We start from the raw sequence: 11,810 nt of genomic DNA on the forward strand, positions 1-11,810 counted from the left end.
TATGCAGATAAGAAAAACCCCGGAGCAAGCCCCAGGGTTTTCAATTAAAACACGGTCATCATCAACGATAACTTATTTGTCGCCCAGTTGCTCTGACATAGTGCCAGAGTCCGGCGCACGCGGTTCATCAACCGGACGCGGTGCACTCGGCTTGCCGGTGCTGCCAGAGTTGTTATTAGAAGAACCCGGTTCTTCCCAACCCGCTGGCGGACGCACATCGCGGCGAGCCATCAGATCGTCAATCTGCGGCGCATCGATGGTCTCATATTTCATGAGCGCATCTTTCATCGAGTGCAGAATGTCCATGTTTTCGTTAAGCAAACGACGTGCACGGTCATAGTTACGCTCAATCAGCAGTTTAACTTCCTGATCGATAATGCGAGCGGTTTCATCGGACATGTGTTTAGCTTTCGCCACAGAACGTCCCAGGAACACTTCGCCTTCTTCTTCAGCGTACAGCAACGGACCGAGTTTATCGGAGAAGCCCCACTGAGTAACCATGTTACGCGCCAGGTTAGTCGCGACTTTAATGTCGTTCGACGCACCGGTAGAAACATGTTCAGCACCGTAGATGATCTCTTCCGCCAGACGGCCACCGTACAGTGTGGAGATCTGACTTTCCAGTTTCTGACGGCTGGCGCTGATTGCGTCGCCTTCAGGCAGGAAGAAGGTCACACCCAGCGCACGACCGCGCGGGATAATCGTTACTTTGTGCACCGGATCGTGTTCCGGTACCAGGCGACCGATAATCGCGTGGCCAGCTTCGTGATACGCGGTAGATTCTTTCTGCGCTTCCGTCATCACCATGGAGCGACGTTCCGCACCCATCATGATTTTGTCTTTCGCTTTTTCGAACTCAACCATCGACACTACGCGCTTGTTGCCACGAGCAGCAAACAGCGCCGCTTCGTTCACCAGGTTCGCGAGGTCCGCACCGGAGAAGCCAGGCGTGCCACGTGCAATGATTGCCGCATCGATATCCGGAGACAGCGGTACGCGACGCATATGCACTTTCAGGATCTGTTCACGACCGCGAACGTCTGGCAGACCAACCACAACCTGACGGTCGAAACGGCCTGGACGCAGCAGCGCAGGGTCAAGAACGTCTGGACGGTTAGTTGCTGCGATAACGATAATACCTTCGTTACCTTCGAAGCCGTCCATCTCAACCAGCATCTGGTTCAGCGTCTGTTCACGTTCATCGTGACCACCGCCCAGACCTGCGCCACGCTGGCGACCTACGGCGTCGATTTCATCGATGAAGATGATGCACGGTGCCGCTTTCTTGGCTTGTTCGAACATGTCACGCACACGAGATGCACCGACACCCACGAACATTTCCACGAAATCAGAACCGGAAATTGTGAAGAATGGAACCTTCGCTTCACCTGCGATAGCTTTCGCCAGCAGGGTTTTACCCGTACCCGGAGGACCAACCATCAGGACGCCTTTCGGGATTTTACCGCCCAGTTTCTGGAAACGGCTCGGTTCGCGCAGATACTCAACCAGCTCAGCGACTTCTTCTTTTGCTTCGTCACAACCCGCAACGTCAGCAAAAGTCGTTTTGATCTGATCTTCCGTCAGCATGCGCGCTTTGCTCTTGCCGAACGACATGGCACCTTTGCCACCACCGCCCTGCATCTGACGCATGAAGAAGATCCAGACACCAATCAGCAGCAGCATTGGGAACCAGGAAATGAAGATAGAAGCCAGCAGGCTCGGCTCTTCAGGTGGTTCGCCAACAACCTTGACGTTTTTGGTCAGCAGGTTATCAAGCAGCTTCGGATCGTTAACCGGGATGTAGGTCGTGTAACGGTTACTATCTTTCTTGGTAACGTTAATCTCACGTCCGTTGATCTTCGCTTCACGAACCTGGTCCTGATTGACCTCTTGCAGGAAGGTAGAGTAATCAACCTTACGGCCATTAGACTCGCTGGGCCCAAAGCTCTGGAATACTGACATCAGCACAACGGCAATGACCAGCCAGAGAATTAGGTTTTTCGCCATGTCACTCAAGGGATTAACCTCATATTACAACTGTGTTAAAAACAGCGTCAGGATACTCTATATCCAGTTTCTTTCAAACTTTCGTTTGAAATCTGCCGGTTATGGTTTACGCCCGGTCGCTACAATATACACTTCACGCGAACGGGCGCGAGAAGAGTCCGGCTTACGAACTTTGACCTTCGTAAACAGGGAGCGAATCTCTCTTAGATACTCATCGAAGCCTTCGCCCTGGAACACCTTCACTACAAAACTACCACCTGGCGCTAATACATCACGAGCCATTCCAAGCGCCAGCTCTACCAGATACATGGCCCGGGGAATATCCACCGCCGGTGTTCCACACATATTTGGCGCCATATCAGACATGACAACTTGTACTTTACTGTCACCTACGCGTTCAAGTAACGCTTTCAGGACTAATTCATCACGAAAGTCGCCCTGAAGGAAGTCCACACCAACGATTGGATCCATAGGTAAAAGATCGCAAGCGATAATGCGGCCGGTGTTGCCGATCTGCGTAACTGCATATTGCGACCAGCCACCGGGTGCAGCACCGAGATCAACTATCGTCATCCCCGGTTTAAAAATTTTGTCACTTTGCTGTATTTCATCAAGTTTAAACCAGGCACGGGAACGTAACCCCTTTTTCTGTGCCTGTTGAACATATTTATCGCTAAAGTGTTCCTGAAGCCAGCGACTCGAGCTGGCAGAACGCTTTTTACCTGTCATTTCACATTCCCAAAGGGCAGTTCATCGTAACCAATGGTGTAAATTTCTACACAGCTATTTGGTGATATATGGGAGATGGCGGTAGAATGACCCGTTTTCAATCCCAACGTAAGCAAAAATATACGATGAATCTGAGTACTAAACAAAAACAGCACCTGAAAGGTCTGGCACATCCGCTCAAGCCTGTAGTTATGCTTGGCAATAATGGTTTGACCGAAGGGGTACTGGCCGAGATTGAACAAGCGTTAGAGCACCATGAACTTATCAAGGTGAAAATCGCCTCGGAAGATCGCGATACTAAAACCTTGATCGTGGAAGCTATCGTACGCGAAACCGGCGCCTGCAATGTACAGGTCATCGGCAAAACGCTGGTACTGTATCGCCCGACTAAAGAACGTAAAATCTCGCTGCCACGCTAAGAATATCCCAAAGTTGCACACGAAGTTTGTGTAAAACGCGGGGTTTTCCGCTAGCAGGAGAGCAAAATGCCACGCTCTCTTCGTTGATAAAAGGCCGCTATGCGGCCTTTTTCCTTTCTTTACAATGTATCAACATCTTAACCAAGATGCGAATTACAGGTATTCTACCTTCGTCACTTCATATTCCACTTCGCCGCCCGGCGTTTTGATAACCACGACGTCATCCTGCTCTTTACCGATAAGGCCACGAGCGATAGGCGAGTTCACTGAAATCAGGTTCTGTTTAAAATCGGCTTCATCATCGCCGACAATACGCCATGTCTGCTCTTCATCGTTATCGAGATTCAGAACGGTAACCGTCGCACCGAAAACAACGCGGCCATTGTTCGGCATTTTAGTAACGTCGATTACCTGCGCGTTGGACAGTTTAGCTTCGATATCTTTAATGCGTCCTTCGCAGAAACCCTGCTGTTCGCGCGCCGCGTGATACTCCGCGTTCTCTTTCAGGTCACCGTGCTCACGCGCTTCAGCGATAGCGGCAATAATTTCAGGACGGCGCACAGATTTCAGAAAATCCAGCTCTTCGCGCAGTTTTTCAGCACCACGTAAGGTCATCGGGATAGCTTGCATTTGTTATACCTCTTGAACATTCCTGTAGGGGGTAGTTGCTCTCACCCCGGCTGCTAAGCCCACCCTGGCGTGTGTCATGCCAGAGTCAGAAGCAAAAAAATACCGACCCGGGGCTCAAGGTCCCAGGTCAGCTACAATTCTCTATTTGATGATCATTTTACCCTGGAGTTCCTTATGGGTCATCGTTTACTTTTTGGGGCGTTGCGCCGTAGTATGACGGCCTGTTTCCAGGTTGTTAGCGCGAGATTATGCGATTTTCCAGATTTACCATCGGATTGACTGCCAGTATAGCGTTCAGCGTTCAGGCTGCGAACGTCGACGAGTATATCAATCAGCTCCCTGCCGGGGCCAACCTCGCCCTTATGGTACAGAAGGTTGGCGCACCTGCACCCGCTATTGATTTTCATAGCCAGCAGATGGCGCTGCCCGCCAGCACCCAGAAAGTAATCACCGCGCTGGCGGCATTGATTCAGCTCGGGCCTGACTTTCGTTTTACCACCACGCTTGAGACCAAAGGCAGCGTGGAAGGCGGCGTATTGAAAGGTGACTTAGTGGCACGATTTGGTGCCGATCCGACGCTAAAACGCCAGGATATTCGCAATATGGTGGCAACCCTAAAAAAATCAGGTGTGACGCAAATTGCCGGAAATGTCCTGATCGACACCTCAATTTTTGCCAGTCATGATAAAGCGCCCGGTTGGCCCTGGAACGATATGACGCAGTGTTTTAGCGCACCGCCCGCAGCGGCTATTGTCGATAGAAACTGTTTCTCGGTTTCACTCTACAGCGCGCAAAAACCCAACGATCTCGCCTTTATTCGCGTGGCATCTTATTACCCGGTCACCATGTTCAGTCAGGTGCGTACCCTCGCCCGAGGTTCTGCGGAAGCGCAATATTGTGAACTGGATGTGGTTCCCGGCGATCTCAACCGCTATACGCTGACCGGATGCCTGCCACAACGAGCCGATCCGCTGCCGCTGGCGTTCGCCATTCAGGACGGTGCCAGCTATGCCGGGGCAATTATCAAAGATGAGCTAAAACAAGCAGGTATCACCTACAGCGGTACGCTGCTGCGCCAGACGTTGGTCAACGAACCAGGAACGGTGGTCGCCAGTAAACAGTCTGCGCCGCTACATGACCTGCTTAAGATTATGCTGAAAAAATCGGACAACATGATTGCCGATACCGTTTTCCGTATGATTGGTCATGCCCGGTTTAACGTGCCGGGCACCTGGCGGGCGGGTTCTGATGCCGTGCGCCAGATTTTACGTCAGCAGGCAGGCGTTGATATCGGCAACACCATTATTGCCGACGGTTCTGGCCTCTCCCGCCATAACCTGATTGCCCCAGCGACCATGATGCAGGTGCTGCAATATATCGCTCAACACGATAACGAGCTGAACTTTATCACTATGCTGCCGCTGGCGGGCCACGACGGCTCCCTGCAATACCGTGCGGGTCTGCATCAGGCTGGTGTGGATGGCAAAGTATCGGCGAAGACAGGCTCGCTGCAGGGGGTTTATAACCTCGCAGGTTTCATCACCACGGCAAGTGGCCAACGCATGGCATTCGTGCAGTATTTATCTGGTTATGCGGTAGAGCCAGCTGACCAGCGTAATCGCCGTATTCCGTTGGTGCGCTTCGAGAGCCGGTTGTACAAGGATATTTATCAGAACAACTAAATGGGTAATTTGATTGTCGGATGGCGGCATTAACGTGCCTTATCCGGCCGACAGAGATACCAGGAAGCAAAAACCCCGGCAACATGTCCGGGGTTTTTAATGCGATTAACGCTTGTAGATGAACTCAACGCCTTCTTCGTCGTCTTCGTCCCAATCGTCATCCCAGTCATCTTCCGCTTCGTCTTCGACTTCAGCGAGCTGCTGGCGGTGATAATCATCCCACATGAACTCAACTTTCTCTGGCTGTTTCGCTTCTTCAGCCTGAACAATCGGGTTCTCAATGATAAAGGTCATCACATCCCAGCAGAGATCTTTCACGCCCAGCTGGCTGGCGGCAGAGATCAGGTAATATTTACCTTCCCAACCCAACGCTTCGGCGATCGCTTTCGCTTTCTCTTCCGCTTCAGCCTTGTCCATCAAATCAATTTTGTTGAACACTAACCAGCGCGGTTTAGATGCCAAATCCTGACTGTATTTTTCCAGTTCGCCAATAATGATGCGGGCGTTTTCAACTGGATCAGAGCCATCAATCGGATCGATATCGATGAGGTGAAGCAGTACACGGCAACGTTCCAGGTGTTTCAGGAAGCGGATACCCAGGCCTGCGCCTTCAGCCGCGCCTTCAATCAGTCCCGGAATGTCGGCAACCACGAAGCTCTTTTCGTTGTCCATACGAACCACGCCCAGGCTCGGCACCAGGGTGGTAAACGGATAATCAGCGACTTTCGGCTTCGCCGCGGACACCGCACGGATAAACGTCGATTTCCCGGCGTTTGGCATGCCCAGCATACCCACGTCCGCCAGCAGCATCAGCTCCAGCATCAGATCGCGCTTATCACCCGGCGTACCCATTGTTTTCTGACGCGGAGTACGGTTAACCGAGGATTTGAAACGGGTGTTGCCCAGACCGTGCCAGCCGCCTTTAGCGACCATCAGACGCTGACCGTGTTTGGTCATGTCGCCCATGGTTTCGCCAGTGCCCTGATCGATAACACGCGTACCAACAGGTACTTTAATCGTAACGTCTTTACCACGCTTGCCGGTGCAATCACGGCTCGCGCCATTCTGACCACGTTCCGCACGGAATGATTTTTCAAAACGGTAATCGATCAGCGTGTTCAGGTTTTCGTCGGCTTCCAGCCAAACGTCACCACCGTCACCACCATCACCACCGTCCGGACCGCCTTTTGGGATGTACTTTTCGCGGCGGAAGCTGACGCAACCATTACCGCCATCACCTGCAACGACCAGAATCGATGCTTCATCAACAAACTTCATTTTACTCTCCGTAAATCATTCGCCTGAGCGGGGTTGCGAAACCACCGTTTCATGCTTACGTAAACCGCCCCAAATTCGATGACCAATGGCGGAATACATCGCGCCCGCAACCACGATAAACGCACCGAGATAACCTAATAGGTTTAGCATCGGTCTGGCGAAGAAATCGGGCCAGGCCAGTGATAATAAATCTGAAAATAACAACGTAAACAGCGGTGTGAGCGTGATAAGAGCGCTCACCTGCGCCGCCTGCCAACGCGCCATCGCTTCCGCAAGTGCGCCGTATCCTACCAGCGTATTCAGGCCGCAGAATACCAGGCATGCCAGCTGCCAGTCGCTGAGCTGCGTGATGACACCGGGCTTAGCCAGCGGCAACAACGCTATCGTACACAAAGTGTACAGTAAAAACAGGATCTGCGGTGATGCCAGGCGGCGCAATAACACCTTTTGCGCGACCCCATAGCTCACCCAGACCATCGCCGCACCGACACCAAAGATAACGCCCCAGGTGTAATCGGTGAGTCGGGTAAAAATCTCGATCAGACTGGTATTAAAAAACAGAACCAGGCCGCTCAGAAGCATAATGGCGCCAATAACCTGCGTGCCGCGCATCTTTTCTTTCAGGATAAAGACGCTGGCGATCATCATACCAACCGGTGACAGCTGGCCGATAACCTGCGAAGCCGTTGGGCTCAAATACTGCAAGGATGAACTAAACAGAATGAAGTTACCGAACAGCCCACCGGTTGCGATAGCCAGCAACACCAGCCAACGCGCTTTGCGAAAAATACGCAACGGAGGGAGCTTTTTTTTAACCGCAAGAATAGCGCCAAGACCAACGCTTGCCATTAAAAAACGGTAGAACACCACGGTAGGAGGCTCCATCACCTCCAGCACTTGCTTCATTGCTATTGGCAAAGCGCCCCAACATACTGCCGTTGTGAGTGCTAACAGAATACCAATGCCTGCCTGCTGCTTCATGCCGTATTCCCTGCAAGAGCTCGTTTCCGGGTTGTCACGGCGCGACGAGCGTATTTACCGGCCGTCGAATGTAAAAAGCCCCGCAACGTGTTGCGGGGCTTTTATCCGTTACCGGGACGCGAAAAACTTATTCAGCAACGATGCTGATGAATTTACGGTTTTTCGGGCCTTTCACTTCAAATTTCACTTTACCGTCTGCTTTAGCAAACAGAGTGTGGTCTTTGCCGCAACCAACGTTGGAGCCAGCGTGGAATTTAGTACCACGTTGACGAACGATGATGCTACCAGCCAGAACTGTTTCACCGCCGAAGCGTTTTACGCCCAGACGTTTAGCTTCTGAATCGCGACCGTTACGAGTCGAGCCGCCAGCCTTTTTATGTGCCATTTAATCTGCTCCCCTTAACTTAAGCGCTGATGCCAGTGATTTTCACATCAGTGAACCACTGACGATGGCCCTGCTGCTTACGGTAGTGTTTACGACGACGAAACTTAACAATTTTAACTTTCTCGCCACGACCGTGAGCAACGACTTCAGCTTTGATAACGCCGCCATCAACGAAAGGAACGCCGATTTTGACTTCTTCACCGTTTGCGATCATCAGAACTTCTGCGAATTCAACAGATTCGCCAGTTGCGATGTCCAGCTTTTCCAGGCGAACGGTCTGACCTTCGCTTACTCGGTGTTGTTTACCACCACTTTGGAAAACCGCGTACATAAAAAACTCCGCTTCCGCGCACACCTTTTTGATGATTCAGAGTGCGCTATAAATATTCACAATAGGGCGCGAATATTACGCAAAACGCGAGCCTTTGACAAGTGCTACCGTCAATACATGAAGAAAAAAAACACAACACGTACGGTAACGTTTATCTACGGCGTTTTTTCAGTACAATCAGCATATATTTATAACCCTAAACCCGACGTTACCTTCCCACACAGTAAGGTAATCGGGGCGAGAAGCCCGGCTTTTGCGATGAATTTAGAAAAAATCAATGAGTTAACCGCGCAAGATATGGCGGGGGTCAATGCGACAATCCTTGAACAGCTCAATTCCGACGTTCAGCTGATCAATCAACTGGGGTACTACATCGTTAGCGGCGGCGGAAAACGCATTCGCCCAATGATCGCCGTCCTCGCCGCGCGGGCCGTTGGTTACCAGGAAAATGCGCACGTTACGATTGCGGCCCTCATCGAGTTTATCCACACAGCGACCCTGCTGCACGACGATGTTGTGGATGAGTCAGACATGCGCCGTGGGAAAGCCACAGCAAATGCGGCGTTTGGTAATGCGGCCAGCGTACTGGTTGGCGATTTTATCTATACCCGAGCATTTCAGATGATGACCAGCCTTGGCTCGTTGAAAGTGCTGGAAGTCATGTCGAAAGCAGTCAACGTCATTGCCGAAGGTGAAGTCTTGCAGTTGATGAACGTCAACGACCCGGACATCACCGAAGAAAACTATATGCGCGTCATCTACAGTAAGACCGCGCGTTTGTTTGAAGCGGCAGCCCAATGTTCAGGTATTCTGGCTGGCTGTAGCGAAGAACAAGAAAAAGGGTTGCAGGATTATGGCCGTTATCTCGGTACCGCTTTCCAGTTAATTGACGATTTGCTGGATTACAGCGCAGATGGCGAGCAGCTGGGTAAAAACGTCGGTGATGACCTCAATGAGGGTAAACCAACGCTGCCACTGCTGCATGCCATGCGCCACGGCACCCCAGAACAAGCGCAAATGATTCGCCACGCCATTGAGCAAGGTAATGGTCGTCACCTTCTGGAGCCGGTTCTGGAAGCAATGAACGCCTGCGGCTCCCTGGAGTGGACTCGCCAACGTGCAGAAGAAGAGGCTGATAAGGCTATCGCTGCGCTGCAGGTGCTGCCTGATACGCCGTGGAGAGAAGCGCTGATTGGTCTGGCACATATCGCCGTACAGCGCGACCGTTAATTCCCTACTGCATCCTCTCTCATCCCGTGCCCTGCACGGGATTTTCTTATAAGCTCCAGTAAGCATTTCCTCCTCTCCAGAAAATCACGCACAATCTTGGCATATTCTGAATATACACACACTTTACATGAACATTTTAGAACATTCGTTCTTCGGGCGTTATAGTGTCGCCACAAGCGATCGTGGAACCGTAAGTCGTTAACCAAAGGAGAGATGAATTTATGGAAAGCAAGCTGATTGACTGGCATCCGGCCGACATCATCGCCGGACTGCGCAAGAAAGGGACCTCAATGGCCGCTGAATCACGTAAAAATGGATTGAGTTCATCAACGCTGGCAAATGCGTTAACGAGACCATGGCCAAAAGGTGAGTTGATAATCGCCCAGGCGCTGGGAACTGACCCCTGGGTAATTTGGCCGTCACGCTATCACGATGCCAAAACGCATGAGTTCATCGACAGAACGCGGATGATGAGGAGTCGCAAAGAGAAAAAGAATCCGGAATGAACATTGAGCTGTAACCCCCGGCCAACTGAACTGGGGGTTACAAGAGACGTTGACGATTACTCGCCTTTCACGCGCTCAATGTTTGCGCCCAGCGCACGCAGTTTATCTTCGATGCGCTCATAGCCGCGATCGATGTGATAAATACGGTCGACTACCGTCGTACCTTCAGCAATACAGCCTGCCAGCACCAGGCTTGCAGATGCGCGCAGATCGGTCGCCATAACCTGTGCACCAGAGAGCGTTTCCACGCCGTGGCAAATCACGGTATTGCTTTCGATTTCTGCGTGAGCACCCATACGGCTCAGCTCAGGCACGTGCATAAAGCGGTTCTCAAACACGGTTTCCGTGATGAAGCCGGTCCCTTCTGCTACCAGGTTCAGCAATGTAAACTGGGCCTGCATATCGGTAGGGAACGCCGGATGCGGCGCAGTACGCACATTGACCGCTTTCGGACGTTTGCCGTGCATGTCGAGGCTAATCCAGTCCTCGCCGACTTCGATATCCGCACCCGCATCACGCAGCTTCGCCAGAACGGCATCCAGCGTGTCCGGCTGTGCATTACGGCAGATAATTTTGCCACGAGAAATTGCCGCAGCCACCAGGAAGGTACCGGTTTCGATGCGGTCTGGCAGAACGCGATAAACACCGCCGCCGAGACGCTCAACGCCTTCGATGGTAATACGATCGGTGCCCTGACCCGTGATCTTCGCGCCCAGCGCAATCAGGAAGTTCGCGGTATCCACGATCTCCGGCTCGCGCGCGGCGTTTTCGATGATGGTGGTGCCTTCGGCAAGCGTTGCTGCGCACATGATGGTGACCGTCGCGCCGACGCTCACTTTGTCCATGACGATATGCGCGCCTTTCAGACGACCATCAACGGACGCCTTCACATAGCCTTCTTCCAGCTTGATAGTCGCGCCTAACTGCTCCAGACCGGTAATGTGCAGGTCAACCGGACGCGCGCCGATGGTGCAGCCGCCCGGCAGTGAAACCTGGCCCTGACCAAAGCGGGCAACCAGCGGCCCGAGCGCCCAAATGGATGCACGCATGGTTTTCACCAGATCGTATGGCGCACAGAAGACGTTCACATCACGCGCATCAATGTGCACGGAACCATTACGCTCAACTTTCGCACCCAGCTGGCTCAGCAGCTTCATCGAGGTGTCAACGTCCTTCAGTTTCGGGACGTTTTGGATCTCTACAGGTTCTTCAGCCAGCAGCGCCGCAAACAGGATCGGCAGTGCGGCATTTTTAGCGCCTGAAATTGTGACTTCGCCCTGGAGCTTGGTTGGCCCCTGAACACGAAATTTATCCATTATTCTGTTCTCTGTTAAGAATTTATCTTCGCTACCGGCACATCACCCGTAGCTCAAAAACCGTTAAGTTTGCGATCGCGCGCCCATTCCGCTGGGGTAAACGCCTTAATCGACACGGCATGAATGCGGTTGTCCGCAATGTACTCCATCAACGGGCCATAGACCGATTGCTGCTTCTTGACCCGGCTCATGCCTTCAAACATCTCACCCACGGCAATAACCTGAAAGTGACTGCCGTCGCCAGAAACGTGGACTTCCTGGAGGGAGAGTGCATTCATCAGCACGCTCTGAATTTCATTATTTTCCATGGGCTCTT

At 52.1% G+C, this 11,810-nt stretch carries 13 protein-coding genes; 4 read left to right on the forward strand and 9 right to left on the reverse strand.

From position 1 onward, the window contains the following. Positions 1–72: 72 nt before the first annotated feature. Positions 73–2,007, reverse strand: coding sequence for an ATP-dependent zinc metalloprotease FtsH (ftsH, locus tag OGY72_RS15200; protein ID WP_003025013.1), 1,935 nt, complete (start codon positions 2,005–2,007; stop codon positions 73–75). Between the two features lie 99 nt (positions 2,008–2,106). Beyond that, positions 2,107–2,736: a 23S rRNA (uridine(2552)-2'-O)-methyltransferase RlmE gene (rlmE, locus tag OGY72_RS15205; RefSeq protein ID WP_003025015.1), complete on the reverse strand. Its 630-nt coding sequence runs from the start codon at positions 2,734–2,736 to the stop codon at positions 2,107–2,109. Positions 2,737–2,861: 125 nt separating this feature from the next. Between rlmE and yhbY the strand changes: the two genes are divergently transcribed. Beyond that, entirely contained in the window at positions 2,862–3,155 is a 294-nt protein-coding gene (yhbY, locus tag OGY72_RS15210) for a ribosome assembly RNA-binding protein YhbY (protein WP_003025016.1), read from the forward strand. A 153-nt stretch (positions 3,156–3,308) separates the two neighbouring features. On the opposite strand, the gene greA is transcribed toward yhbY, so the two are convergent. Further along, positions 3,309–3,785 (reverse strand): transcription elongation factor GreA, encoded by a 477-nt coding sequence (greA, locus tag OGY72_RS15215; RefSeq protein WP_003025019.1) that lies wholly within the window; start codon positions 3,783–3,785, stop codon positions 3,309–3,311. A 248-nt stretch (positions 3,786–4,033) separates the two neighbouring features. Here greA and dacB point away from each other — a divergent pair, with 248 nt between their 5' ends. After that, entirely contained in the window at positions 4,034–5,467 is a 1,434-nt protein-coding gene (dacB, locus tag OGY72_RS15220; RefSeq protein WP_032945109.1) for a serine-type D-Ala-D-Ala carboxypeptidase, read from the forward strand. Positions 5,468–5,572: 105 nt separating this feature from the next. Here dacB and cgtA read toward each other — a convergent pair whose 3' ends face one another. The 4 genes from cgtA to rplU form a co-directional block, all read right to left on the reverse strand. Then, positions 5,573–6,745, reverse strand: coding sequence for an Obg family GTPase CgtA (gene cgtA, locus OGY72_RS15225; protein WP_003828732.1), 1,173 nt, complete (start codon positions 6,743–6,745; stop codon positions 5,573–5,575). A gap of 15 nt (positions 6,746–6,760) precedes the next feature. Then, positions 6,761–7,726, reverse strand: coding sequence for a DMT family transporter (locus OGY72_RS15230; protein WP_032945110.1), 966 nt, complete (start codon positions 7,724–7,726; stop codon positions 6,761–6,763). A 127-nt stretch (positions 7,727–7,853) separates the two neighbouring features. Continuing rightward, positions 7,854–8,111: a 50S ribosomal protein L27 gene (gene rpmA, locus OGY72_RS15235; RefSeq protein ID WP_003025030.1), complete on the reverse strand. Its 258-nt coding sequence runs from the start codon at positions 8,109–8,111 to the stop codon at positions 7,854–7,856. 19 nt (positions 8,112–8,130) lie between these two features. After that, entirely contained in the window at positions 8,131–8,442 is a 312-nt protein-coding gene (gene rplU / locus OGY72_RS15240; protein ID WP_003025032.1) for a 50S ribosomal protein L21, read from the reverse strand. A gap of 258 nt (positions 8,443–8,700) precedes the next feature. Between rplU and ispB the strand changes: the two genes are divergently transcribed. Further along, positions 8,701–9,672: an octaprenyl diphosphate synthase gene (gene ispB / locus OGY72_RS15245; protein ID WP_079938266.1), complete on the forward strand. Its 972-nt coding sequence runs from the start codon at positions 8,701–8,703 to the stop codon at positions 9,670–9,672. A 221-nt stretch (positions 9,673–9,893) separates the two neighbouring features. Next, positions 9,894–10,178: a DNA-binding transcriptional regulator SfsB gene (sfsB, locus tag OGY72_RS15250; RefSeq protein ID WP_063941611.1), complete on the forward strand. Its 285-nt coding sequence runs from the start codon at positions 9,894–9,896 to the stop codon at positions 10,176–10,178. A gap of 56 nt (positions 10,179–10,234) precedes the next feature. Here sfsB and murA read toward each other — a convergent pair whose 3' ends face one another. Next, a complete protein-coding gene (murA, locus tag OGY72_RS15255) occupies positions 10,235–11,494 on the reverse strand; it encodes a UDP-N-acetylglucosamine 1-carboxyvinyltransferase (RefSeq protein WP_087052964.1) in 1,260 nt (419 codons plus the stop codon). Between the two features lie 53 nt (positions 11,495–11,547). Then, a complete protein-coding gene (gene ibaG / locus OGY72_RS15260; RefSeq protein WP_003025040.1) occupies positions 11,548–11,802 on the reverse strand; it encodes a BolA family iron metabolism protein IbaG in 255 nt (84 codons plus the stop codon). Positions 11,803–11,810 lie beyond the last annotated feature (8 nt).

It is taken from the genome of Citrobacter sp. Cpo221 (assembly GCF_030332345.1).
Taxonomy (GTDB): domain Bacteria; phylum Pseudomonadota; class Gammaproteobacteria; order Enterobacterales; family Enterobacteriaceae; genus Citrobacter; species Citrobacter portucalensis.